Source organism: Mycobacterium sp. SMC-18 (assembly GCF_045310895.1).
Taxonomy (GTDB): domain Bacteria; phylum Actinomycetota; class Actinomycetes; order Mycobacteriales; family Mycobacteriaceae; genus Mycobacterium.
This window is the reverse complement of record NZ_JBJIAL010000013.1, coordinates 136635-161828: the sequence shown is the minus strand read 5'-3', so window position 1 is coordinate 161828 and position 25194 is coordinate 136635. Positions and strand designations below refer to the sequence as shown.

The window sequence follows — 25194 nt, the reverse complement described above, 5'->3', positions numbered from 1 at the left end:
TCGCCTTCGCACCGATCCGGCGCGCGGATTCGGCAGATGAGATGTCGCGTATGTCACTACCCCGGGCTTAGCTGGTTGTTTCCACGGACCCGGCCGGTCACCTGAGCGTCACCTCAGGTTCGGTGGCGCGGAGTTCAATTGGGGCGACCGGCTTTCCGCGTTCCAACAGGAGCAACCATGACCATCACCGAAAACCCCACCACCAACGACACCGCGAACGGGCAGGTCATCGAGGCCGAGCTCGTCCACACCGCCGAGGCTGCCGCCGACGAAGCGACCAACACCGGCCTCGCCATCCGCGAGGTGCTGAGCGGCGTGCTGGAGCGTCAGCTCGACGCCGGCCACAGCCTCACCCGCCAGCTGGTCAGCGCGACCTCGGCCGCCACCGAAGCGGTCGTCGAGTCGCCGGCCAAGGTGATCTCCTCCATCCGTGACGGCGCCACCCTGCCGGACGCGGTGAGCGAGACCGGTTCCGCCGTTCAGGACGTGCTGGCCGAGTCGGGTCGCGACATCCGCAGCGCCGTCGGCGAGTACGTCGGCCGTAATGCGGTGGGCCCCAACGCCATCATCGCCGGTGCGTCGCAGGTGGCCGGCTCGCTGGTGCGCGCCCAGGGCGCCCTGACCGCGACCGCCGTGGACGGCCTGTTCACCGTGGCCGGCACCGCGGCCCAGGGCGTCGACGACGTGCGTGAGGTCGCCACCCGCGAGTGGAGCGAGCTGCGCACCACCGCCACCTCGGCCCGCGAGGCCATCGAAGCGCAGGTTTCCGCTTCACGCGAGAGCATCCGGGACGCTTTCGACACGACTGCCTGATTACTGCGACGCTCGGGATCGGTCGGAGTACGGGCCGATCCCGAGCACCCGCATGTCTGAGCAGCCGACTGCGCCCGGCCTCAGCGCATCACTGCTTCTTACTCACCGCCGGCCTTGGCCGCGCGGTGCGTGCCCTTGCTCGCACCCTTGCCGGCCGAATCGTGCGAACGGCCGCTGCCGCTGCCCGAGTCAGACGCAGAGCTGTCCGCGCCCTTCGCCTCTCCGGCGCCCCGCTTGGGCTTCGTAGTGCCCTTGCGGGTCGACGTCGTCGACGCATCATCGGCCCCCTTGGCACCGCCCGCGGTCGACGCCCCGGTACCGGCGTCAGTACTGCTCGACGGCTTCGCGCCGGGCGTCGGGTGATCCGGCTTCGCCGCGGGCGCGCTCGGAGCAGCGGCGCCATCGCCATCAGCCGCGGAAGCCGATGACCCCGCGTTGTCGGATGCGGCGGTCTTGGCCGGTGCGGAGTCGACATCGGAACCAGCCGCGGCGGTTGTCGTCGCCCCACTCTCGGCGACCGGCGCCGTCTTGCCGGCTGCGGTCTTGTCAGACGCCGCCTTCTCCGCCGACACCGTCGAAACCGCTGCGAGCGACTTCGTCTCGACAGCCGGCTTGGCGGTGGGTGTTGCCGTCGACAAGGCGACCATGGTCGGCGCGGGCGACGGGACACTGGCTGCGGCCACGGGCGGCGGAGTCACTGGTTTGATCGCAGTTGCGATGATGCCCAATGCATTTCGCAGCCCTTGCACGATGCCGTTCGGCCCGAGGATGCCCGCGCCGTCACCGTTGTACCCATTGAGCACCGCGCCGGTGATCGCCCCCGGCATGGCAACGATCGCGTTCACGACCGCAGCAAGATTCCTCGCGTTGAGCCCGTTGACGATGTTCTGGAGTCCATCGCCAGTGGCTGTCACGACGTCACTCATCACCGCAAGCAACGGGAATCCAGCCGCCAGGACCCAACCCGCGCCGCTCGGTGAGGTGATGGCGGTGTCGATCACGTTCAGCATGTTCTGCACCGGCTTACGGAATGCGGCTTGAACATCGGTGAGGATGCTGGTGGTCAGGATGGGCAGCACGAACGGCGTCAGTACCGCGCTGTACAGCGTCTGCACCGCGTCGGCGACCTGCCCGGCGGCAAGTTGTTGGAATGCCTGCTTCAGGGCTTCCGGCGTCGTGCCCAACTGCTGACCGACCGCAACCAGATAGTCCCGGACAGACCCGCCGACGGCGACGGCACTGGCGATCTGGTTCCGCACCACCTCACCGAGGACGGGGGCCGGGTCCGCGATCACCTCGGTGACGAGACCTTTCGTGTTCTGCAGAGCCTCGGTGATTATCTGCCCCCACTGGGTGATCGGGTTCACCTGCGCCGTGAGTTGGACCGCACTGGCGTGGAATGCCGGCAGGTGCAGGTCTGGCAGAGGCTGATACGTGACGGGAGAAACGGCGATGACGCCGGCCCCGATCAGCGCAACGCCAGTCGTGAGGCTGGAGCGAACAGCATGTTGCATGGTGCTTTCCCCTGAACGGTTGATGTGATGTTGACCACAGAACCAGAAAGCGATATTGCCAATGATTTCACAGAAATCGACCGATAGAACGTGTTCCATTTTCGATAAATGGCCAGTCAGAACGCCCATTAGCGCTGCGCTTATTAGCTGCTCAGATCAGAGTCGGTGCCGGGAAACAGCCATTAGATGCATTCATCATTAACTATTTCGTCAGATATTTCGGTCGCCAGCTCCACGTCAGGACAATTGCTACCAATTGGAAATATTGCACAAGCTACTGGTCGCCCGTAGCGCTCGAAGGTGGCACAGATTCGCCCGCTACGCCGACGTGGCCCGCAGCGCCGACAGTCCGCGCGACGCACCCCCACAGTCAGCGCGGCACCGCCGGGCCGGAACGGGCGGAGTTGCTACACGATCACCCGATCCGGACGCCCACTCCGGCGCCGAAGACCGCACGGACGGCGGCCTCATCGCCATCGACTTCGACGATCCCGAGCGCACGGGCGTCGCTCAGGCCGAGCGCTCCCGCGGCGAGACCGAGGATGCAGGCGGGGATGGCAACGACGGAGGCATCGAGCGTGCGACCGTCATGTGGACCGACGTCGAAGCCTGAACGCGTGGCGCGCAGTTGCAGGGTCTGGTCGCCGACCACGAGGCCGATCGTCACGGCGGAGCGGGCCTTGACCCGGCCGTTGAGGAGCGCCGGGACGGCCAGGGTCAGCCACTCCGGCCGGAAGGAATCACTGTCGGCGGGACCGCTGATCATCAGCGGCGTGGACCAGCGGAGCAGGCTCTCGATCGGCTGGCGCAGCTGCGCGCCCCAGGGGGTCAGGGTGTACTCGACCGCACTGCCCTCACCGGCCAGCCGCCGCTCGACGACGCCCGCGGCCTCGAGGTCCCGGAGCCGATCCGCGAGCAGGTTGGTCGCGATACCCGGGAGCCGGGCGATCAGATCGCGGTAGCGGCCGGGTGCGATGAGAAGTTCGCGAACGATCAGCAGATTCCATCTGTCGCCGACGATTTCGAGCGAACGGGCGAGCCCACAGTATTGGTCGTAGCTTCGCATTGCCGCCCTTCTACTTGAGTTTCTCAAGTGATTATGAGATGTTCAAGCATACCCGGAAGCCGATCCGAACAGGGGTTGCCATGACCGACACCGCTTCGACCACACGGCCCGCCTGGGTCGACGACGAACTGTTCCCGTTCGAGAGCCACTTCATCGAGATCGACGGCCACACCGTGCACTACGTGGACGAAGGGTCCGGCCCCACGCTGTTGATGCTGCACGGCAACCCGACCTGGTCATTCCTCTTCCGCGAGGTAATCGGCTTGCTGCGCAAGGACTTTCGGTGCATCGCCCTCGACTACCCCGGCTTCGGGCTGTCGACGCCGAGACCCGGTTACCGGTACCTGCCCGAGGAGCACGCCGACGTCGTCACCGCGTTCGTCGACGCCCTGGACCTCGAGGACGTCACGCTGGTCGGCCAGGACTGGGGCGGCATGATCGGTATCGCGGTGGCGCAGCGGCGGCCGGAGGTATTCCAACGGTTGGTACTGGCGAATACCTGGGCCTGGCCGGTCAACGGAGATCTGCATTTCGAAGCGTTCGGCCGCATCATGGGCGGACTTACGACACGCTTCCTGGTCCGTCAATTCAATCTGCTGGTCAATGCCTTCATCCCCACCGGTCACCGCAGGCGCAAGCTCACCGACGCCGAGATGGACCACTACCGCCGCGCGCTGGACACCGCGGACCGGCGCCAGGCGTCCGCCGTCCTACCCGGCCGGGTGCTGGCGAGCCGGGACTTCTTCGCGGAGGTCGAAGCCGGGCTGCCGAACGTCGCACATCTGCCGACCCTCATCGTCTGGGGCGACGCCGACATCGCCTTCCGCGCCCAGGAGCGCGAGCGGCTGGAGGCGACGTTCCCCGACCACACGACGGTGATCGTCGAGGGCGCCGGAACCTATGTCGAGTCCGACGCCCCCGAGGAATTCGCCGCTGCGGTCCGCGCGTTCAGCGACGGCGCGGGACGGCCTTCCGAGTAGCGGCGTTCAGCCGGTTCCACGAGTTGATGGCGGCGGCCATGCCGACGACGTGCGCGAGCTCGCGCTCGGTGAACACGGCGGCCGCCTGGGCGTAGACGTCGTCGGGAACCGGGCCGTGGCTCAGATCGGTGATGGCTTCGGTGATGGCCAGCGCGGCCCGCTCGCGTTCGGTGAACAGGTCACCGGCTTCCTCCCACGCCGCGACCAGGGCCAGGCGCTGCTCGGTCTCGCCGAAACGGCGCGCGTCATGGACGTGCATGTCGAGGCAGAAGGCGCAGTGGTTCATCTGCGAGGCGCGAATCTTGATGAGTTCGCCGATGGTCGAATCGAGCTCCTTCGACGCGGCGTTGCTGAAGGCCATCATCCCGGCGTACAGCTCGGGAGCTGCCTCGTAGATATCGATCCGCTTGGCGTGGGCGGTGGTGGTCGGTGCGTTGAGTGTCTCGGTCATGCCATCCACGCTAGCCATCAAAAACCCGCGAACATGGTTCAATTTCTATGTGGTTTCATGGGCCAATTCTGCGGCGGGCGGTGCCGGACTGGACCTGCATCTGGACCTCGGCCAGTCCGTCCAACCGGGCCGCCGCGGCACTCGCGACCAGCTGATCCAGGCGCTCAGAGACGCGGTCCGGTCACGCCGCCTGCCGGCCGGCACCATGCTGCCGCCCTCCCGGTCACTGGCCGCCGACCTCGGCTTGGCCCGCAACACCGTCGCCGAGGCCTATGCCGAATTGGTCGCCGAAGGCTGGCTGGGCTCCCGCCAGGGCGCGGGCACGTGGGTGATCGGCTCGCACACCGAATCGGCACCGGCCACCCAGCGCGCCCAACCGGGCACGCCTACCCACAACCTCATGCCCGGTTCGGGAAACGTCGCGGCCTTCCCACGGCAGGCCTGGCTGGCGTCGGCCCGACGGGCCCTGACCAACGCCCCGACAGAGGCGCTGCGCATCGGCGACGCCCGCGGCCGCCACGAACTGCGCGCGGCCCTGGCCACGTATCTGGCCCGGGCCCGCGGCGTGCGCACCACGGCCGAATCGATCGTCATCTGCGCCGGCACGCGGCACGCCGTCGAGTTGCTGTCAAAAGTGTTCGCGCCGAACACCATTGCCGTCGAGAACTACGGGCTGTTCCTGTTCCGGGACGCCATCGCCGGCAATGGGGCCGGCACCGTGCCGATCCGGATCGATGACCACGGCGCCGTCGTCGACGATCTCGAAAAGACCAGCGCCGCAGCGGTTCTGCTCACACCGGCGCACCATTTCCCCCACGGGGTACCACTGCATCCCACCCGGCGCACCCGCGCCCTCGATTGGGCCATCCACACGAAAAGCTATGTCCTGGAAGATGACTACGACGGCGAGTTCCGTTACGACCGGCAACCGGTAGGCTCGATGCAGGGCCTGGATCCCGATCGGGTGGCCTACCTGGGCTCGGCCAGCAAGAGCCTGGCGCCGGTGCTGCGGCTGGGCTGGATGGTGTTGCCCGACAACCTGATCGACCCTGTCCTGGCGGCGGCGGGCGGGCAGCAGTTCTACGTCAACGCCATCGACCAGCTGACCATGGCCGACTTCATCGAATCCGGCCAGTACGACAAGCACATTCGCCGCATGCGCAACAGCTACCGGCGCCGGCGCGACGCGCTCGCGGCAAGGCTGTCGGGTCTGGATGTCGAGATCAGTGGCCTGTCCGCCGGACTGCACGCCCTGATCCGACTGCCCGACGGCACAGAACATGAGGTCATGCGGCGCGCAGCCGACGCCGGCATCGCGTTGTCCGGGCTGGCGCTGCTGCGGCATCCCGACGCGGCGGACACTCCGCCCCAGGACGGCGTGGTGGTGAGTTTCGGCACTCCCGCCGATCACGACTTCAACGCGGCGCTCGACGCGTTGCACGACGTGCTGAAGGCCGTCAGCCGCTGAGCGCCGCCAGCTCCGCCTTCAGATTCGTCCGTGCCGCGTCCTCCCACAGCCGCCGCCCCTCATCGGTGCGGTACAGCGACGGCCCGGCGAGCATCGCCGCAATCATCCGGCCGCGCCACAGACCGAAATCCGCGTCGCTGACATGGCCGTACTCGGCCCGCACCCGCGCGGTGTTGTGTTGGTAGTCGGCCGGCGGCACGGCCAGCACTGCCAGGTCGGCGTCGGACAGCACCTGGCCGTTGTGATCGTCGGCTGCGGGATCGTGGGCGATGGTCACCCGCACCAGGCGGCCCACCTCCGCCACGAATGCCGGGTCCACCCCCAGATCGGTGAGGTCGGACTCCGCCAGCAGGGCGCTGTTCTCCTCGTCGTCGGACTGCCCCGCGTACACCGCGTCGTGGTACCAGGCCGCCAGGCGGACCGCGTCGGGATCGTCGGCGAACTCCTCCAGGGCGTCCACTCCGGACAGGATGCCGCGCAGGTGGCTGAGGTCGTGGTAACTGCGGTGCGGCTCGGCCCACCGGCCGAGCAGCGACGCCCCGACGTCGTCGACGCGAGGCGACGACGAATGCCGCGCCAGCAGGGTGTGCCATGCCTGAAGCAAATCGGTCACGTGTCCATGGTGCACGTAAGCTGCCCGGGTGGCCGAGCCAGTGGACATCCCCGCCGAACACCATGCAGAACACAGCGCCGAGAAAGCCGTCGAGGCGTCGCTGGGCCTGGTGACGCAGGCGTGGCGGTTCATCGTGACGGGCGGCCTGTCCGCGATCGTCGATTACGGGCTGTACGTACTGCTCAGCTTCGCTTTCGTGGCCAACGGCATGCCGGACACGCGGGCCACACTCATCGCGAAGACGCTCAGCTTCATCGCAGGCACGACGACGGCCTACCTGATCAACCGGCGCTGGACCTTCCAGGCCGAACCGAGCCGGGCGCGCTTCATCGCGGTTGTGATCCTGTACGCCGTCACCTTCGGGCTGCAGGTCGGCATCAATCAGCTGTTCTATCTGCAATTCGCGGGCGAGTCCTGGCGGCGGCCGGTGGCCTTTGTCATCGCCCAGGGCACGGCGACAGTGATCAACTTCGTGGTGCAGCGAGCCGTGATTTTCCGGTTGAAGTGACGTTGGCCGGTACCCTTTGACCGTTATGTCTACCCAGCCTGACGTCACGCTGCCCCTGACGCGCCGCGCCCTCACGGGATTCGGCCGTACGGCACCGTCCGTGACAAACGTGCTGTCCACACCCGATGTCTCAGTGATCGCCGAGGCGGTCAAGAGGGTCGCGGACGCAAACTCTTCCAGCCCCGCCCACCTGCGCCGGGGCATCCTCGGCCGCGGCCTCGGCCGGTCCTACGGCGACCAGGCGTGCAACGGCGGCGGCATCGTCGTCGATATGACGGCGCTGAACCGGATCCATTCGATCAGCTCCGAGACCGCCATCGCCGACGTCGACGCCGGCGTCAGCCTCGATCAGCTGATGAAGGCCGCGCTGCCGTTCGGGCTGTGGGTACCGGTGCTGCCGGGCACCCGGCAGGTCACCGTCGGCGGCGCGATCGCCTCCGACATCCACGGCAAGAACCACCACAGTGCGGGCAGCTTCGGCAATCACGTGCTGTCACTGGACCTGCTGATGGCCGACGGTGAGGTGCACACCATCACCCCCGAGGGCCCGGACAGCGAGCTGTTCTGGGCGACCGTGGCCGGCAACGGGCTCACGGGCATCGTGATCCGGGCGCGCATCAAGATGACGCGCACCGAGAGCGCCTACTTCATCGCCGACGGCATCGCCACGCACGATCTGGAAGAGACCGTCGCGGTGCACCAGGACGGCAGCGAGGACAACTACACGTACTCGAGCGCCTGGTTCGACCTGATCAGCCCGGAACCCAAGCTCGGCCGCGCCGCGGTGAGCAGGGGCAGCCTCGCCAAGGTGGATCAGCTGCCCGCCAAGCTGGCCAAGGATCCGCTCAAGTTCACCGCGCCGCAGCTGCCGGCGATCCCGAACCTGTTCCCGGTCAGCTTCATGAACAAGCTCTCGCTCTCCATGATCGGCGAGGCGTTCTACCGGATGAGCGGCAACTACCAGGGCAAGATCGTCAACCTGACGCAGTTCTACCACATGCTCGACATCACCTCGGGTTGGCAATATGCCTATGGCCCAGCGGGTTTCGCCCAGCATCAGTTCCTGGTTCCCCCGGATGCGCTCGAAGAGTTCAAGGGCATCATCCGCTGGATGCACACGCAGAAGCAGTACTCGGCGCTCAACGTCTTCAAGCTGTTCGGCCCAGGCAACAAGGCGCCGCTGAGCTTCCCGATGCAGGGGTGGAACGTCGCACTCGACTTCCCGAACCGGCCCGGCGTCAACGAGTTCCTCAACGAACTCGACAAGCGCGCAATGGAATTCGGCGGCCGCGTCTACACGGCCAAGGACTCGCGCGTCAGCGCCGAGAGCTTCCACAAGATGTACCCGCGGATCGACGAGTGGATCGCCACCCGCCGCAAAGCCGACCCGAACGGCGTGTTCGCCTCCGACATGGCCCGTCGGCTCGAGCTCCTCTGAATCTTGAAAAGGAAACCCATGATTGACGCAACCGGCAACCCGCAGACCATTCTGCTGTTCGGCGGCACCTCGGAGATCGGCCTGGCCATCGTCGAGCGCTACCTCAAGAACGCCAAGGCCCGGGTGATCCTCGCCGACCTGCCGAACGCCCCGAAACGGGACGCCGCCATCGCCCAGATCGAGGCAGCCGGCGCCAAGGAGGTCGTGTACCTCGACTTCGACGCGCTGGACACCAAGTCTCACCCGGCGGTCATCGAATCTGCTTGGGAGCAGGGCGATGTCGACGTCGCCATCGTCGCGTTCGGCATCCTCGGCGACGCCGAAGAACTGTGGCAGAACCAGTCCAAGGCCGTGCTGACCGCCCAGATCAACTACACCGCAGCCGTTTCCGTCGGTGTGCTGGTCGGCGACAAGATGAAGGCGCAGGGCTTCGGGCAGATCATCGCGATGTCGTCGGTCGCCGGCGAACGGGTCCGTCGCTCCAACTTCGTGTACGGCTCGACCAAGGCCGGGCTCGACGGCTTCTACCTGGGCCTCGGAGAGGCGTTGCGGGAGTTCGGGGTTCGGGTTCTGGTCATCCGCCCCGGCCAGGTCCGCACCACCACGACGCTGGAGCACTGGAAGGCCACCGGCGCCAAGGAGGCGCCGTTCACGGTCGACAAGGAAGACGTCGCCAACCAGGCCGTCGCTGCCGCCGCCAAGGGTAAGGAGCTCATCTGGGCGCCCAATCCGGTGCGCTACCTGATGGCCGTCATCCGGCACATCCCGCGGTCGGTCTTCCGCAAACTCCCGCTCTGATGCGCAGCGCGCTGGCCGCGAGTGCCAGGGTGAGCGGCCAGATGCTGGCCGCCATGGCACTGGCAGTGACCATCGCGGTCATTGCGCTGCAAGCGATTGCACGCGTGCAGTGGCCGGCGTTCAACTCGTCGAACCAGCTGCATGCCCTGACCACCGCCGGCCAGTGCGCCGTGCTGATCGGGCTGCTGCTCGCGGGGTGGGCGTGGCGCCGCGGCTGGCGCAAGAGCGCCAAGGTCGCGGCCACGTCGCTCCTCGCGGCGTTCTCGGTCGTCACCCTCGGCATGCCGTTGGGCGCCACCAAGCTGTACCTGTTCGGCATCTCGGTCGACCAGCAGTTCCGCACCGAGTACCTGACGCGCCTCGCGGATACCGCTGTGCCGCACGACATGACGTATCTGGGGCTGCCGCCGTACTACCCGTCGGGCTGGTTCTGGCTCGGCGGTCGAGCGGCCGCGCTGACCGGCACGCCGGCGTGGGAGATGTTCAAGCCGTGGGCGGTCATCACGATCACCGCGGCGATCGTGGCCGCATTCGTGTTGTGGACGGCCATGATTCGCTTCGAGTACGCCCTGGCGGTGACGACGGCCACCGCGGCCGTCACGCTGGCGTACTCCTCCACCGAGCCCTACTCGGCCGTCCTCGTCGTCATGCTGCCGCCGGTGTTCGTGCTGGCGTGGTCGGGGCTCAAGGCTTCCTCGCCGGAGGCGAGCGATGGCGGACGCCGCGGCTGGGCCGCGATCATCGGCACGGGGATTTTCCTCGGCATCGCCGCGCTGTTCTACACCTTGTTGTTCGGCTACGCGGCGTTCACTCTCACGCTGATGGCGCTGCTGCTCGCGGTGTCCCGGCGCCAACTGCAGCCGCTGATCCGGGTGGCCGTCATCGCCGTGATCTCCGGCGTCATCGCCGCCATCCACTGGGCGCCGTACTACCTCGCCTTGCTCAAGGGGCACCCCGCCGACAAGGGCACCGCGCAGCACTACCTGCCGATGGCCGGCGCGCAGCTGACCTTCCCGATGCTCGACGCCACCCTGCTGGGCGTCATGTGCCTCGTCGGCACGCTGTGGCTGGTGGTCAAGGGCCGCAGCTCGACACGCGCTGCCGCGCTGGGCATGGCGGTCGTGTCGGTGTACGCGTGGTCGCTGCTGTCGATGCTGGCCACCCTGGCCCGCACCACGCTGCTGTCATTCCGGCTGCAGCCCACCCTGCTGGTGCTGCTCGTCGCGGCCGGCACCTTCGGCTTCCTGGAGGCCGCCCGCGCGCTGGCGAACCGCTACGCGCAGCCGACCACCAACCGGATCATCGCGGTGGCCGCCGTCATCGGCGCGATCGGCGCGGTGTCGTTCAGTCAGGCGATCCCGGACATCCTGCGGGCCGACATCGCCGTCGCCTACACCGACACCGACGGCTCCGGCCAGCGCGCCGACCGTCGTCCCCCGGGCTCCGAGCGGTACTACCAGGAGATCGACCGCAAGATCACCGCGGCGACGGGCAGGCCCCGCAACGAGACCGTCGTGATGACCGCCGACTACAGCTTCCTGTCCTATTACCCCTACTACGGGTTCCAGGGCCTGACGTCGCACTACGCGAACCCGCTGGCGCAATTCAAGGAACGCTCCGGCGCCATCGAGAGCTGGGCGACCATGACCAACCCCGACGCCTTCGCCAAGGCGCTCGACACGCTGCCGTGGCCGGCGCCGACGGTGTTCCTGATGCGCCATGGCGGCACCGGCACCTACACGCTGCGCCTGGCCGAGGACGTCTACCCCAACCAGCCCAACGTGCGGCGCTACCAGGTGGCCCTCGACGAGCGGCTGTTCGACAGCAAGCACTGGCAGGTCACCGATATCGGCCCGTTTGTGCTGGCCATCCGTAGCGGCCACTAACATCTAGGCCCGTGGCCGGGGAACCTGAGGTAGAGCGCAATCACCGCACAGCGCGGTGGATCGCGATCGTGGCCGGACTGCTCGGCGCGTTCCTGGCGATGGCGACGCCGCTGCTGCCGGTCACCCAGACCACGGCGCAGCTGAATTGGCCGCAGGCGGGCGTCCTCAAGAGCGTCGACGCGCCGCTGATCGGCTATGTGGCCACCGACCTCGACATCACCATCCCGTGTTCGGCGGCGGCCGGCCTCACCGGCCCGGCCACCACGCTGCTGTCCACCGTGCCCAAGCAGGCACCCAAGGCCGTCGACCGTGGCCTGCTGATCGAGCGCGTCGGCGGCGACCTGCTGGTGATCGTCCGCAACACCCCGGTCGTCAGCGCACCGCTGACCCAGGTGCTCAGCCCCGCGTGCAAGGAACTGCGATTCACTGCGCATGCCGACAAGGTCACCGGCGAGATCGTCGGCCTCGTGCAGGGACCGAAGGACAAGAACCCCGGCAAGCCACTGCGCGGTGAGCTCACCGGCTACGACTTCCGCCCGCAGATCGTCGGCGTCTTCACCGACCTGTCCGGTGCGGCGCCGCCGGGGCTGACGTTCTCGGCGACCGTCGACTCGCGCTACAGCACGGCCCCGACCCTGCTGAAGATGCTGGCGATGATCTTCGGCGTGGTGCTCACCGTCGTCGCACTCAGCGCCCTGCACGTGCTGGACCGCGCCGACGGCGTCCCGCACAAACGTTTCCTGCCATCGCGCTGGTGGTCGGTGAAGCCGCTGGACGGCGTCGTGATCACGACGTTGGTGTGGTGGCATTTCGTCGGCGCCAACACCTCGGACGACGGCTACATCCTCACCATGGCCCGCGTCTCCGAACACGCCGGCTACATGGCCAACTACTACCGCTGGTTCGGCACCCCCGAAGCGCCGTTCGGCTGGTACTACGACCTGCTGGCGCTGTGGGCGCACGTCTCCACATCGAGCATCTGGATGCGCCTGCCCACGCTCCTGATGGCCCTGGCGTGCTGGTGGGTGATCAGCCGCGAGGTGCTCCCCCGGCTCGGCCACGCGGTCAAGAACAGCCGCGCCGCCGCCTGGACGGCCGCCGGGATGTTCCTGGCGTTCTGGCTGCCGCTCAACAACGGCATCCGGCCGGAGCCCATCATCGCGCTCGGCATCCTCCTGACCTGGTGCTCGGTGGAACGCGGCGTCGCGACCAGCCGGCTGCTGCCGGTGGCCATCGCCATCATCATCGGTGCCCTGACGTTGTTCTCCGGCCCGACGGGCATCGCCGCGATCGGTGCCCTGCTGGTCGCTGTCGGCCCGCTGAAAACGATTGTGGCGCGGCATACTTCGCGCTTCGGTTATCTGGCTCTGCTGGCGCCGATCCTCGCCGCGGGCACGGTGACGGCGATCCTGATCTTCCGTGACCAGACGCTGGCCGCCGAGCTCGACGCCAGCTCCTTCAAGACCACCGTCGGCCCCGCGCTGAGCTGGTTCGACGAGCACATCCGCTACGAGCGGCTGTTCACCACCAGCCCCGACGGCTCGGTGGCCCGCCGCTTCGCGGTGCTGACGCTGCTGCTGGCATTGGCGGTATCGCTCGCAATGTCGTTGCGCAAGGGGCGAATTCCGGGCACTGCCGCCGGGCCGGCCCGCCGCATCGTCGGCATCACGATCATCTCGTTCCTGGCGATGATGTTCACGCCCACCAAGTGGACACACCACTTCGGCGTGTTCGCCGGGCTGGCCGGTTCGCTGGGCGCACTGGCCGCCATCGCGGTCGGCACCGTGGCCATGCGCTCACGCCGCAACCGCGCGATGTTCGCCGCGACGGTCCTGTTCGTCATGGCCCTGTCGTTCGCCACGGTGAACGGCTGGTGGTACGTGTCCAACTTCGGTGTGCCGTGGTCGAATCAGTTCCCCGAGTGGCACTTCGGCTTCACCACGTTCCTGTTCGGGCTGTCGTTCCTGACGCTCCTGTGGGCGGCGTGGCTGCACTTCTACGACCACGATCCCGAGCGCCCGGTCAGTCGCCGGATTCCCCAGGCGCCCTTGGCAATTGCGTCGTGGATCGTGGTGTTCTTCGAGGTGCTGTCACTGACCCTGGGCATGACGCAGCAGTGGCCGGCCTGGTCGGTGGGTCGTTCGAACCTCCAGGCGCTGACCGGTAAGACCTGCGGCCTGGCCGACGACGTCATGGTCGAACAGGACACCAACGCGGGCAAGCTCGTGCCGCAGTCCGGGACGGTCGGCGACGCCCTCGGCGCGGGCAGCGCAGAAGGCTTCACCCCCAACGGAATTCCCGCCGACGTCTCCGCGGACCCGGTCATGGAACCGCCCGGCGGCACCAACTTCGCCGACAACGACGGCGGCCCCGTCAGCGGTGCGGAACCGGGTACCGAAGGCGGCACCACCTTTGCGGCCGGAGTGAACGGTTCAAAGGCCCGGCTGCCCTACAACCTCGATCCGGCCACCACCCCGGTGCTCGGCAGTTGGCGCCCCGGCGTACAGATCCCGGCGCGGATGCGCTCGGGCTGGTACAAACTGCCGCCGCGCGATCAGGCCGGACCGCTGCTCGTCGTCGCCGCTGCGGGCCGTTTCAATCAGGGCGAGGTACGCGTCGAGTACGCCACCGACGCCCAGGCCGCGGCCGGCAAGATCGCCGGCGCGGTCGGCTTCGCCGATGTCGGTGCCGCACCCGCCTGGCGCAATCTGCGCGCCCCGATGGCCGCCATCCCGGCCGACGCCACCCTGATCCGCATCGTCGCCACCGACGACGACCTCGCGCCGCAGCACTGGATCGCCCTGACCCCGCCGCGCATCCCGAAGCTGCGCACGTTGCAGGACGTCGTCGGCTCGAAGGACCCGGTGATGCTGGACTGGCTCGTCGGCCTGGCGTTCCCGTGCCAGCGGCCGTTCGGTCACAACAACGGCGTCACCGAGGTGCCCAAGTGGCGCATCCTGCCGGACCGCTTCGGCGCCGAGGCCAACTCGCCCGTCATGGACTACCTCGGCGGCGGGCCGCTCGGCATCACCGAGCTGCTGTTCAAGGCCACCCCGGTGCCGACGTATCTGAAGGACGACTGGTTCCGGGACTGGGGCTCGCTGCAGCAGTTCACGCAGTACTACCCCGACGCGCAGCCGGCCCAGATCGACCTCGGGAAGGCCACGCGCAGCGGGCTGTGGGCCCCGGCGCCGCTGCGGCACTCGTAGTCAGTGGCCGCCGGATGGCCGCCGGGCGTGTCGGCTCTGCTGCCACATGTTTGAGCTGTCCCGGGAGCGAGCACGCCATTCCTGACCAGGTGGCGGTGAACCGGCCCAGAAATCGCCGTGCCGTCAGTCTCGCCGCCGACATATTTGTCGCGATCGTGCGCACCCGGAAGTGGCGCACGACAAGTACGCCGTCCGGCTGTCTGCCCAGGGCAGCAAGCTCTATTGAGGGTCACATTCCGGCCAACTAGCTCGACATTCCCCGTCAGTGGCCCAGGCCACATATAACTGTCGCCTAGTCTTGAGCCTCGTGCCTGCCAGGACTGCCCGTCTCGTCGCGATCATCGCGGGCCTTGCCGGTCTGCTGCTCTGCGCGCTGACCCCACTGCTGCCCGTCAAGCAGACGACCGCGACCATCTTGTGGCCCCAGGCCCCCGGTGCCAGCGGAAACGTCTCCGATCTCACCGCCCCGCTGGTGTCGGGTGCGCCGCTGGCGCTGGATGTCTCCATCCCGTGCTCGGCCATCGCCACCGTGCCGGCGGCCGGTGGTCTGGTGTTCTCGACGATCCCACCGGACGGCATCGACGCCAGCCGCAACGGCCTGTTCGTGCGCGCCAACGCCGCGGACGTCGTCGTCGCTTTCCGGGACACCGTCGCCGCGGTCGCCAAGCGGTCCGACATCGCCGCCGGGAAGTGCAGCAACCTGCATCTCTGGGCGACCAACGGCGGCGTCGGCGCCGACTTCATCGGCCTGCCGGGAGCCGCCGGCACCGGCAGTGTGGAGAAGAAGCCCCAGGTGGCCGGCATCTTCACCGGCCTCAAGGTGCCCGCACAGCCCGGCTTGTCCGCGCGCGTCGACGTCGACACCCGGTTCATCGTGGTCCCGACGTTCGTGAAGTCGGCCGCCATGGCGCTCGGTGTGCTGCTGACGCTGGTCTCGATCGCCGCGCTGGCACTGCTGGACCGCCTGGACGGCCGCCGTGTGCACGACGGCTGGCAGCGCTTCTGGAAGGTCAGCCGCTGGCACTGGCTCGCGGACATCGCGGTGTTCGCCGGCCTCGGAGGCTGGCACCTGATCGGCGCCATCTCCTCCGACGACGGCTACAACCTGACCATCGCGCGGGTCTCCAGCCAGGCCGGCTATGTCGCCAACTACTACCGCTACTTCGGCACCTCCGAGGCGCCGTTCGACTGGTACCAGTCGGTGCTCGCCCATATGGCGAGCATCAGCACCGCCGGCGTGTGGATGCGGCTGCCCGCACTGCTGGCCGGCATCGCGACCTGGACGCTGCTGTCTCGCTGGGTGCTGCCGCGGCTCGGCCCCGGCGCCCGCGGGGTGTCGTCGAACGCAATCGCGATCTGGACCGCGGCGGCTGTCTTCCTGGCGGCCTGGTACCCGTTCAACAACGGCCTGCGCCCCGAGCCGCTGATCGCCTTCGGTGTCATCGCGACCTGGGTTCTCATCGAGTACGCCATCGCCACCCGGCGCCTGGCGCCCGCGGCGGTCGCGATCATCGTGGCGGCGTTCACCGCGACGACGGCGCCGCAGGGCCTGATCGCGCTGGCCCCGCTGCTCGTCGGCGCCCGCGCGCTGGTCCGCACGGTCCGCAGCCGCCGGGCCGGGACGGGCCTGCTGGCCCCGATCGCGACGCTGGCCGCCTCGGCGTCGCTGATCCTGACGGTGATCTTCCGGAACCAGACCCTGGCGACCGTGGCCGAGTCGGCGCGCATCAAGTACACCGTCGGCCCGACCATCTCCTGGTACCAGGAATTCCTGCGCTACTACTTCCTCACGGTCGAAGACAGCGTCGACAGCTCCATGACCCGCCGCTTCTCCGTGCTGATCCTGCTGCTGTGCCTGTTCGCCACCCTCGCCCTCCTGCTGCGCAAAGGCCGGGTCCCCGGCCTGGCCAGCGGTCCGGTGTGGCGCCTGCTCGGCAGCACCATGCTCGGCCTGCTGCTCCTGCACTTCACCCCGACCAAGTGGGCCGTGCAGTTCGGTGCGTTCGCGGGCCTCTCCGGTGCGTTCGGGGCGATCATCGCCTTCGCGTTCGCGACGGTCGGGCTGCACAGCCGGCGGAACCTGGCGCTGTACGTGACGGCACTGCTGTTCGTGCTGGCCTGGGCGACGTCCGGGATCAACGGCTGGTTCTACGTCGGCAACTACGGCGTGCCGTGGTTCGACCGGCAGCCCGTGCTGGCCGGCCACCCCGTCACCTCGATGTTCCTGGTGCTGGCGATCATCTCCGCCCTGCTTGCGGGCTGGCTGCACTTCCGCATCGACTACGCCGGGCACACCGAGGTCGCGGAGACCCGCCGCAACCGGGCGCTGGCGTCGACGCCGCTGCTGATCGTCGCGGTGATCATGGTCGTGCTCGAGGTCGGCTCGATGGCCAAGGGCTTCGTGCAGCGCTACCCGCAGTACACGACCGCGCGGGCCAACCTGGATGCGCTCGGGTTGTCCGACAAGAGCTGCGCGATGGCCAACGACGTGCTGGTCGAAGCCGACACCAATGCCGGCACGCTGCAGCCGGTGCCCGGCCAGACGTGGGGCAAGTACGGACCGCTGGGCGGCGAGAACCCCGTCGGCTTCACGCCGAACGGGATCAGCGACTCGCTCGCACCGCCGCATCCGGTGGTCGCGAACCCCGGCACCGTGAACTCCGACGGGTCGCCCAACAAGCCCAACGTCGGCGTCGCCTTCGCGGCCGGCACCGGTGGCGGCTACGGCCCGACGGGTGTCAACGGCTCCAACGTGTTCCTGCCGTTCGGCCTGGACCCCGCCCGCACCCCGGTGATGGGCAGCTTCAAGGAGAACGGCGTCGCCGCCAAGGCCACCTCCGCCTGGTACCAACTGCCGCCGCGCAGTGCGGACCGGCCGCTCGTGACCGTCGCCGCGGCCGGTGCCATCTGGTACTACGACGAAGAGCACGAGTTCCACTACGGCCAGTCGCTCAAGCTCCAGTGGGGCGTGCACCGGCCGGACGGCAGCTACCAGGCCCTCGCCGAGGTGCAGCCCATCGACACCTTCGCCCAATATGCTTGGCGCAACCTGCGATTCCCGCTCGCGTGGGCACCGCCGGAGGCCAACGTCGCCCGCATCGTGGCCGACGATCCGAACCTGTCGGAGGACCAGTGGTTCGGGTTCACGCCGCCGCGGGTCCCGACGCTGCAGACCGCGCAGCAGTTCCTGGGTTCGCAGACGCCGATCCTCATGGACATCGCCACCGCCGCGAACTTCCCGTGCCAGCGCCCGTTCTCCGAGCATCTCGGTGTCGCGGAGCTGCCGCAGTACCGCATCCTGCCGAACACCAAGCAGGTCGTGGTGTCGTCGAACATGTGGCAGTCCGCGCAGAAGGGTGGCCCGTTCCTGTTCATCCAGGCGCTGTTGCGGACGTCGACCATCCCCACCTACCTGCGCAACGACTGGTACCGAGATTGGGGCTCCATCGAACGGTACGACCCGGTGGTGCCGCCGTCAGTGGCGCCGCCCGCAGCGATTGACCAAGGCACCATGACCGTCAACGGCTGGAGCCGCCGCGGCCCGATCAGGGCCCTGCCATGAAGCCCGATCAGGGTCTTCCGATGACCGGGACGGGAATGAACGCACAGCAAGTCAAGGTCACCCGCTGGGTGGCCATCGTCGCGGGCCTGATCGGCTTCGTGCTGTCGGCACTGACGCCGCTGCTGCCGGTGGTGCAGACGACAGCGCAGCTGAACTGGCCGCAACAGGGCCAGTTCGGCAACGTGACGGCGCCGCTGATCTCGCAGACGCCGGTGACGATGACGGCGACCATCCCGTGCGACGTGCTGCGGACGCTGCCGCCCTCGGGCGGGCTGGTGTTCGGCACGGTACCCAAGGACGGCAAGCAGGCCGCACTGAACGGCCTGCTGGTCAACGTGTCCAGCAGCCGCGTCGACATCACCGACCGCAACGTGGTGATCGCCAGCGTGCCGCGACTGAAAGCCATTGGTAATCCCGGTTGTTCGCGCATCGAGATCATCTCCGACAAGAACGGCACCTTCGCGACGTTCGTCGGGCTGACCGGCACCGACGGCAAGGAACTGCGCACCGGGTTCGCCGACCCGAACCTGCGGCCCACCGTCGTCGGCATCTTCACCGACCTCAAGGGCGCTGCTCCGCAGGGACTTTCGGTGTCCGCCACCATCGACACCCGGTTCATCAACCGGCCGACCATCATCAAGTACACCGCCATGTTCGGCGGCATCGCGGCGACCATCGTTGCGCTGCTGGCACTTTGGCGGCTGGACCGCCTCGACGGACGTCGCATGCAGCGCCTCATCCCGAGCCGCTGGCGGACCTTCAACATCGTCGACGGCGTCGTGATCGGCGGGTTCCTGCTGTGGCATGTGCTGGGCGCCGGGTCATCTGACGACGGCTACATCCTGGGCATGGCGCGCGTCGCGCCGCATGCGCAGTACATGATCAACTACTTCCGCTGGTTCGGTAGCCCCGAGGATCCGTTCGGCTGGTACTACAACGTGCTGGCCCTGATGACGCACGTCAGCGACGCCAGCATCTGGATCCGCCTGCCGGACTTGATCTGTGCGCTGATCTGCTGGCTATTGCTGTCCCGCGAGGTGCTCCCCCGCCTCGGACCCGCAGTCGTGGGCAGCAAGGCCGCCATGTGGGCCGCGGGCCTGGTCCTGATGGCCGCGTGGATGCCGTTCGACAACGGCCTGCGCCCCGAAGGCCAGATCGCCACTGGCGCCCTGATCACCTACGTCCTGATCGAACGTGCCATCGGCACCAGCCGGCTGACCCCGGCGGCGCTCGCCATCATCAGTGCGGCGTTCACCCTCGGGATCCAGCCGACCGGCCTGATCGCCGTGGCGGCGCTGCTCGCCGGTGGCCGACCGATTCTGCGCATCCTGGTGAAGCGGCGCCGCGAGGTCGGCACCTGGCCGCTGGTGCTCCCACTGCTGGCCGCCGGTTTCGTCGTCCTCACCGTGGTGTTCGTCAACCAGACCGCGGCAGGCGTGTTGGAGGCCACCAGGATTCGCACCGCGATCGGCCCGAGCCAGGCGTGGTACACCGAGAACCTTCGGTACTACTACCTGTTCCTGCCGACGGTCGACGGCTCGATGACCCGGCGCTTCGGCTTCCTGTTGGCCGCGCTGAGCCTGTTCACGTCGATGTTCATGATCCTGCGGCGCAAGCGGGTTCCCGGTATCGCCCGCGGACCGGTGTGGCGCCTGATGGGCATCATCTTCGCCACCATGTTCTGCCTGATGTTCACCCCGACCAAGTGGGTGCACCACTTCGGCCTGTTCGCGGCCGTGGGCGCCGCGATGGCCGCGGTGGCCACCGTGCTGGTGTCGCGGTCGGTACTGAAGTCGGCGCGCAACCGCATGGCCGTCACCTCGGCGGTGCTGTTCCTGCTGGCGCTGGTTTCGGCCACCACCAACGGCTGGTGGTACGTGTCCAGTTACGGTGTGCCGTTCAACAACGACATGGTCGCTGTCGGCGGAATCAAGCTCAGCACAATCTTTTTGGTGCTGTTCGTGATCACCGCGGTGTGGGCGTTCTGGCTGCACTTCAACAGCGACCGTCCCGAAGGCCGCCTCACCCGGCTGGTCACGGCGGCCCCGATTCCCCTGGCCGCCGCGTTCATGGTGGTGGTGTGCGTGGCATCGATGGCGATCGGCGCGGTGCGCGAGTACCCGACGTACTCGAACCTGGCGAGCAATCTGCGGGCGCTCAAGGGTGGCTGCGGACTGGCCGACAACGTGCTGGTCGAGCCGGATTCGAACGCCGGCTTCCTGACGCCGCAGCCCGGTGAGTACGGGCCGCTCGGCGCGCTGGGCGGCGTGGGCCCCGTCGGCTTCACCCCCAATGGCGTGCCGGATCGTATTGTCGCCGAGGCAATTCGGCAGGACTTCCCGATGCCGGGCACCGACGCCGACTGGGACGCCGCGACGAAGCTCAAGACACCGGGTATCAACGGATCGACGGTGCCGCTGCCCTACGGCTTGGACCCCGCGCGGGTGCCGGTCGCCGGCACGTACATCACCGGCCCGCACTCGCAGGCCAAGCTGACGTCGGCCTGGTACGGCCTGCCGGCCGCCGACGCCGCGCATCCGCTCGTGGTCGTCACGGCCGCCGGCACCATCACCGGCTACAGCTCGCTCAAGGGCCGCACCGAGGGTCAGACCGTCGAGCTGGAGTACGGCCGCACCGGCCCCGACGGGCACCCCGTCGCCGGCGGACGCGTCGCGCCCTACGACATCGGCCCCACGCCGTCGTGGCGCAACCTGCGCTTCGACCGTCGCGAGATTCCGGCCGACGCCACCTACGTCCGCGTTGTGGCGGTGAACCTTTCGCTCAACGAGGGCGACTGGATCGCCGTCACCCCGCCGCGCGTGCCCGAGCTCAAGACCGTCGAGCAGTTCATCGGCAAGACCCAGCCGGTGCTGATGGACTGGGCTGTCGGCCTGGCGTTCCCGTGTCAGCAGCCGATGCTGGTGCGCAACGGCGTGACCGAGGTGCCGAAGTTCCGCATCACACCGGACTACACCGCCAAGAAGCAGGACACCGACACCTGGCAGGACGGCATCAACGGCGGCCTGCTGGGCATCACCGACGTGCTGCTGAAGGCCCACGTGATGTCGACGTACCTGTCCGACGACTGGGGCCGGGACTGGGGCTCGCTGCGTCAGTTCACGACCGTCGTCGACGCGACGACGGCCGAGCTGGACCTGGGCACCGCGGTCCACAGCGGGCTGTGGTCACCGGGGAAGATGCGGATCAAGCCCTAGCTCACTGCGCCGGATGGCCAGTTGTCACACGCTTTCGTCGGAAAGCTGTGATGACTGGCCATTCGGCGTTTGTGGGTATGCCCGTCTGATGGCGCGCCGAGGCGCCCTTGACAGATTCCCAATAAAACACAATCATTAGCAATCAAATCCAAGTGTTGCAGATCACAGATCGAGGGAGGTGTCGTGGCATCCACAGGACCCGCCTCCCGCGATGCTGCGGGCGCTCTCTACGCCGACCAGCGCAAACAGCAGCTACTCGAGATGCTTCGCCGCGATGGTCGAATCGACGCCGCCCGGACGGCGTTGGAGCTCGGCGTGACGGGCGAGACCATCCGCAAGGACCTCATCCTGCTGGAGCGCCAGGGCCTGTTGCGGCGGGTGCACGGTGGCGCGGTACGCGTCGACTACCTCCCCTACGAACCTGCCGTCGAGACCCGGACCGAGTTCCTCGCCGAGAAGGCCCGCATCGCCAAGGCCGCGCTCGCACATCTTCCGGAACGTGGATCGGTTCTGATCGACGCCGGGTCCACCACCGCGCAGCTGGTCGAGCAGTTTCCCGGCGACCGCGAACTCACCGTGTACACCAACTCGTTGACGCAGGCACTGACCCTGCTCAACCGGCCACTGCTGACGGTCTACACATTGGGCGGCCGGGTCCGGTCGAAGACCTTTGCCGAGGTGGACGATTGGGCGGCCCGCGCGCTCGCCGAGATCAACGTCGACGTCGCCTTCCTGGGCGCCAACGGCATCAGCATCGACCGCGGGCTCACCACCCCCGCCCCGTCTGAAGCCGCCGTGAAACGACGCATGCTCGCGTGCGCACACCGCCGCATCCTGCTCGCCGACCACAGCAAGTTCGGGGCCGTCAGCGGCGCCCAGTACGGCCGGCTGGAAGACATCCAGCTGCTGATCACCGACACCGGCGTCGACAGCCGGCAACTCTCCGAGCTTTCCGCCGCCGGCGTGACCGTGGAGCAGGCGTGATATCTGCCGCCAACGCAACAACTTTCGCCAATCCATGAGTTCACCAGCCGTCGCCCGCTGCCCAGAAGGAGAATGCACATGGCCGATCCGAAAATCCTCGGTCTGGTCCTGGCCGGAGGCGAAGGCAAACGGCTGTCCCCACTGACACTCGACCGAGCCAAGCCCGCGGTGCCGTTCGCCGGACTGTACCGACTCGTCGACTTCGCGCTCTCGAATCTGGTCAACGCCGGCGTACTGCGGATCGCCGTCCTCACGCAGTACAAGAGCCACAGCCTCGATCGCCACATCACCACGACGTGGCGAATGAGCAGCCTGCTCGGCAACTACGTGACTCCCGTACCCGCCCAACAGCGTCTGGGCCCGCAGTGGTACACGGGTTCGGCCAACGCCATCCACCAGTCACTGAACCTCATTCACGACGAAAAGCCCGATCTCGTTGCGGTTTTCGGCGCCGATCACGTGTACCGCATGGACCCGCGGCAGATGATCAAGCAGCACCTCGACGGTGGCGCCGGCGCCACCGTCGCCGGAATCCGGGTGCCGCGTGGCGAGGCGAGTGCCTTCGGCGTGATCAAAACCGCGGGCGACGGACGGCAGGTCGAGGCGTTCCTGGAGAAACCCAGCGACCCGCCGGGCCTACCCGACGCCCCCGACGAATCGTTCGTCTCGATGGGCAACTATGTCTTCTCGACCGAGGTACTCATCGATGCGCTACATGCCGACGCCGCCGACGAGTTCAGCAAGCACGACATGGGTGGCGACATCATGCCGATGATGGTCGAACAGGGCCGCGCCCAGGTCTACGACTTTCAGAGCAACCAGGTCCCGGGCACCCATGCCGAGAACAGCGGTTACTGGCGCGACGTCGGAACGTTGGACTCCTACTACGACTCCCACATGGACCTGTGCGCCGTGGTCCCGGCTTTCGACTTGTACAACAGCGCGTGGCCGATCCTGACGCACATTCCGCCCCACCCACCGGCGAAGTTCGTCCACGATGATGGCGACCGGGTCGGCCGCGCCGTCAACAGCGTCATCTCCAACGGCGTGATCATCTCCGGCGCGCTGGTCCGAGAATCGGTCCTGTCACCTGGTGTTCGCGTCGAGGAGCACGCCACGGTGGACCGCTCGGTGATCCTGGACAACACCGTGATCGGCGCACATGCCTTGGTCCGCAACGCCATTGTCGACAAGAACGTCGTGATTCCGGCCGGCGCCCAGGTCGGCGTCGACAAGGAGCATGACAGGGCACGCGGCTTCGTCATCTCCGACGGCGGGGTGACGGTCGTCGGTAAAGGCCAACGGGTCACCGCATGACCAACAACCGAGTAGGAAGCAGGAGGTAGAACATGATCGGGAAGCGAACCGCGTTGCCACTGCCCGCACCGGCGATCCGGCCGGTGGCCGACGAATGGGAATGGCAGGAGTCTGCCCGTTGCCGCTCAATGGATTCCAGCGTCTTCTTTCACCCCGACAACGAACGGGGCCGGGCGCGTAGACAACGCGAACAACGCGCCAAAGAGATTTGTCGCCAATGTCCGGTGAAGGCCCCGTGCGCCGCCTTTGCACTGCTGTCCGGCGAGCCGTACGGCATCTGGGGTGGCGTATCTGAATCCGAACGTCTTGCTGCGCTGGGTATTTCAGATCCGCGCGCGGCCGGAAACCTGAGTACGTCGAAGCGCCGGGAGGCCCGACGCGCCGGACTGGCTGCTGCGAGCGGTGAATAGGAATAGCGCCACACCGCCGGGAACACTGAACTCACTCGTGGTCGGTGACGGCACTGCGCACGCACTCCCGCAGCCACTGGTGGCGACGATCGAGTTCGAACGCAGGATGCCAGATCATCCGGTAGGGCATCGTCGCGATCTCGGCCGGCGCGGGCAGCAGGCGTAGTTCAGAGCCGGCGATCCAAGCGTCGACAAATCGACCGGGAAGTGTTGCCACCAAATCGGTTCCATGAAGCATCGGAAGCGTCGCGGTGTGATACGGCACCGTGACCACCGCCCGGCGGACCCTGCCCAGCTCCGCGATGCGGTAATCGATATCGGGCTGCACCCCATCCGCCACGTCCACGACCACGTGGCCGAACTCGAGATACTCCTCAAGGGTTATCGCGCCTCGCGCCGCCAGCGGATGCCCTTCGGATACAACGCACTTGAAGTGCTCGGTGACGAGCTGAGTGGCGTTCAGATCGTCCGGCGTGTGGCCCCCGTAGAGCCCCAGATCGACCGCGCCACGGCGGATCTGATCCTCGATCCCGTCGGGGCGCCAGCTGCGGAAACGTATTGTCGTGCCAGGTGACTGCGATCGGATCAAGCGTGCGATGGCAGGGCCGTAGGTGTGGACAGCGTAGTCACTCCCGGCGATGTGGACCGGCTGCGTTGACGCGCCGGGATCGAACTCCGCTGGCGCCAGGAGGGTTTCGAGCAGCGGTATCAGCGTGGTGAGCTGGCGGTGAATGTCCTCGGCACGGGCCGACAGCCGGAATCCGTCCGGATCGCGAACGAGCAGCGGGTCATCGAGCAGTCTGCGCAGCCGCTGCAGGGCGCGGCTCATGGCAGGTTGGCTGAGCCCGATTCGGGACGCAGCGCGCGATACCTGCCGTTCCTCGAGCAGTGCGACCAATGGTGTCAGCAGATTCAAGTCTGCCCGCTCGGTATGCGTCGTGAGCATAGCGAATATCATAGAT

The 25194-nt window shown here is 67.7% G+C and carries 18 protein-coding genes; 13 read left to right on the top strand and 5 right to left on the bottom strand.

Annotation, left to right across the window (positions count from 1 at the left end):
* Positions 1 to 177: 177 nt before the first annotated feature.
* The gene (locus ACJH6J_RS14320) at positions 178 to 813 is read left to right on the top strand and encodes a hypothetical protein (RefSeq protein ID WP_406804105.1); all 636 of its coding nucleotides are present in this window, start codon (positions 178 to 180) and stop codon (positions 811 to 813) included.
* A 98-nt stretch (positions 814 to 911) separates the two neighbouring features.
* Here ACJH6J_RS14320 and ACJH6J_RS14315 read toward each other — a convergent pair whose 3' ends face one another.
* Together ACJH6J_RS14315 and ACJH6J_RS14310 are read right to left on the bottom strand one after the other, a co-directional pair.
* Positions 912 to 2327, bottom strand: a complete 1416-nt coding sequence (locus ACJH6J_RS14315) for a hypothetical protein (RefSeq protein ID WP_267325935.1) — start codon at positions 2325 to 2327, stop codon at positions 912 to 914.
* A 415-nt stretch (positions 2328 to 2742) separates the two neighbouring features.
* Complete coding sequence (locus ACJH6J_RS14310; RefSeq protein ID WP_406804104.1) at positions 2743 to 3393, bottom strand: winged helix-turn-helix transcriptional regulator; 651 nt, start codon at positions 3391 to 3393, stop codon at positions 2743 to 2745.
* 80 nt (positions 3394 to 3473) lie between these two features.
* On the opposite strand from ACJH6J_RS14310, the gene ACJH6J_RS14305 reads away from it, so the two are divergent.
* Complete coding sequence (locus tag ACJH6J_RS14305; protein WP_406804103.1) at positions 3474 to 4373, top strand: alpha/beta fold hydrolase; 900 nt, start codon at positions 3474 to 3476, stop codon at positions 4371 to 4373.
* Here the strand turns inward: ACJH6J_RS14305 and ACJH6J_RS14300 are convergent.
* Positions 4342 to 4824 (bottom strand): carboxymuconolactone decarboxylase family protein, encoded by a 483-nt coding sequence (locus ACJH6J_RS14300; protein ID WP_406804102.1) that lies wholly within the window; start codon positions 4822 to 4824, stop codon positions 4342 to 4344. The two genes, ACJH6J_RS14305 and ACJH6J_RS14300, sit on opposite strands and share 32 nt — an antisense overlap.
* Positions 4825 to 4873: 49 nt before the next feature.
* Between ACJH6J_RS14300 and ACJH6J_RS14295 the strand changes: the two genes are divergently transcribed.
* Complete coding sequence (locus ACJH6J_RS14295; RefSeq protein WP_406804101.1) at positions 4874 to 6292, top strand: PLP-dependent aminotransferase family protein; 1419 nt, start codon at positions 4874 to 4876, stop codon at positions 6290 to 6292.
* On the opposite strand, the gene ACJH6J_RS14290 is transcribed toward ACJH6J_RS14295, so the two are convergent.
* Positions 6282 to 6905 (bottom strand): metal-dependent phosphohydrolase, encoded by a 624-nt coding sequence (locus tag ACJH6J_RS14290; RefSeq protein ID WP_406804100.1) that lies wholly within the window; start codon positions 6903 to 6905, stop codon positions 6282 to 6284. The two genes, ACJH6J_RS14295 and ACJH6J_RS14290, sit on opposite strands and share 11 nt — an antisense overlap.
* A gap of 46 nt (positions 6906 to 6951) precedes the next feature.
* Here ACJH6J_RS14290 and ACJH6J_RS14285 point away from each other — a divergent pair, with 46 nt between their 5' ends.
* From ACJH6J_RS14285 to ACJH6J_RS14240, 10 genes are all read left to right on the top strand, one after another.
* The gene (locus tag ACJH6J_RS14285) at positions 6952 to 7413 is read left to right on the top strand and encodes a GtrA family protein (protein ID WP_406804114.1); all 462 of its coding nucleotides are present in this window, start codon (positions 6952 to 6954) and stop codon (positions 7411 to 7413) included.
* Between the two features lie 25 nt (positions 7414 to 7438).
* Entirely contained in the window at positions 7439 to 8851 is a 1413-nt protein-coding gene (locus tag ACJH6J_RS14280; RefSeq protein ID WP_406804099.1) for an FAD-binding protein, read from the top strand.
* Between the two features lie 18 nt (positions 8852 to 8869).
* Positions 8870 to 9649 carry a decaprenylphospho-beta-D-erythro-pentofuranosid-2-ulose 2-reductase gene (locus tag ACJH6J_RS14275; RefSeq protein ID WP_406804098.1) on the top strand — a complete coding sequence of 260 codons (780 nt, stop codon included), beginning with the start codon at positions 8870 to 8872 and terminating at the stop codon, positions 9647 to 9649.
* Positions 9649 to 11535 carry a galactan 5-O-arabinofuranosyltransferase gene (locus ACJH6J_RS14270; RefSeq protein ID WP_406804097.1) on the top strand — a complete coding sequence of 629 codons (1887 nt, stop codon included), beginning with the start codon at positions 9649 to 9651 and terminating at the stop codon, positions 11533 to 11535. Before ACJH6J_RS14275 ends, ACJH6J_RS14270 begins: the two co-directional genes overlap by 1 nt.
* Before the next feature lie 11 nt (positions 11536 to 11546).
* Positions 11547 to 14744: an arabinosyltransferase domain-containing protein gene (locus ACJH6J_RS14265; RefSeq protein WP_346415248.1), complete on the top strand. Its 3198-nt coding sequence runs from the start codon at positions 11547 to 11549 to the stop codon at positions 14742 to 14744.
* Between the two features lie 307 nt (positions 14745 to 15051).
* A complete protein-coding gene (locus ACJH6J_RS14260; protein ID WP_346415249.1) occupies positions 15052 to 18306 on the top strand; it encodes an arabinosyltransferase domain-containing protein in 3255 nt (1084 codons plus the stop codon).
* Positions 18307 to 18326: 20 nt separating this feature from the next.
* Complete coding sequence (locus ACJH6J_RS14255; RefSeq protein ID WP_244872734.1) at positions 18327 to 21521, top strand: arabinosyltransferase domain-containing protein; 3195 nt, start codon at positions 18327 to 18329, stop codon at positions 21519 to 21521.
* A gap of 183 nt (positions 21522 to 21704) precedes the next feature.
* Positions 21705 to 22505: a DeoR/GlpR family DNA-binding transcription regulator gene (locus ACJH6J_RS14250; protein WP_212807507.1), complete on the top strand. Its 801-nt coding sequence runs from the start codon at positions 21705 to 21707 to the stop codon at positions 22503 to 22505.
* Between the two features lie 78 nt (positions 22506 to 22583).
* A complete protein-coding gene (glgC, locus tag ACJH6J_RS14245) occupies positions 22584 to 23822 on the top strand; it encodes a glucose-1-phosphate adenylyltransferase (RefSeq protein WP_212807509.1) in 1239 nt (412 codons plus the stop codon).
* A 53-nt stretch (positions 23823 to 23875) separates the two neighbouring features.
* A complete protein-coding gene (locus tag ACJH6J_RS14240) occupies positions 23876 to 24232 on the top strand; it encodes a WhiB family transcriptional regulator (protein ID WP_371824588.1) in 357 nt (118 codons plus the stop codon).
* A gap of 31 nt (positions 24233 to 24263) precedes the next feature.
* Here the strand turns inward: ACJH6J_RS14240 and ACJH6J_RS14235 are convergent, their stop codons facing one another.
* Positions 24264 to 25178, bottom strand: a complete 915-nt coding sequence (locus ACJH6J_RS14235) for a LysR family transcriptional regulator (protein ID WP_318983975.1) — start codon at positions 25176 to 25178, stop codon at positions 24264 to 24266.
* Between the last annotated feature and the right edge of the window lie 16 nt (positions 25179 to 25194).

What these genes read in the sequence shown, in the direction of transcription:
- ACJH6J_RS14320 (WP_406804105.1), top strand. Translation starts at nt 178, where the DNA reads ATGACCATCACCGAAAACCCCACCACCAACGACACCGCGAACGGGCAG.
- ACJH6J_RS14315 (WP_267325935.1), bottom strand. Translation starts at nt 2,327, where the DNA reads ATGCAACATGCTGTTCGCTCCAGCCTCACGACTGGCGTTGCGCTGATC.
- ACJH6J_RS14310 (WP_406804104.1), bottom strand. Translation starts at nt 3,393, where the DNA reads ATGCGAAGCTACGACCAATACTGTGGGCTCGCCCGTTCGCTCGAAATC.
- ACJH6J_RS14305 (WP_406804103.1), top strand. Translation starts at nt 3,474, where the DNA reads ATGACCGACACCGCTTCGACCACACGGCCCGCCTGGGTCGACGACGAA.
- ACJH6J_RS14300 (WP_406804102.1), bottom strand. Translation starts at nt 4,824, where the DNA reads ATGACCGAGACACTCAACGCACCGACCACCACCGCCCACGCCAAGCGG.
- ACJH6J_RS14280 (WP_406804099.1), top strand. Translation starts at nt 7,439, where the DNA reads ATGTCTACCCAGCCTGACGTCACGCTGCCCCTGACGCGCCGCGCCCTC.
- ACJH6J_RS14275 (WP_406804098.1), top strand. Translation starts at nt 8,870, where the DNA reads ATGATTGACGCAACCGGCAACCCGCAGACCATTCTGCTGTTCGGCGGC.
- ACJH6J_RS14270 (WP_406804097.1), top strand. Translation starts at nt 9,649, where the DNA reads ATGCGCAGCGCGCTGGCCGCGAGTGCCAGGGTGAGCGGCCAGATGCTG.
- ACJH6J_RS14255 (WP_244872734.1), top strand. Translation starts at nt 18,327, where the DNA reads ATGACCGGGACGGGAATGAACGCACAGCAAGTCAAGGTCACCCGCTGG.
- glgC (WP_212807509.1), top strand. Translation starts at nt 22,584, where the DNA reads ATGGCCGATCCGAAAATCCTCGGTCTGGTCCTGGCCGGAGGCGAAGGC.
- ACJH6J_RS14235 (WP_318983975.1), bottom strand. Translation starts at nt 25,178, where the DNA reads ATGCTCACGACGCATACCGAGCGGGCAGACTTGAATCTGCTGACACCA.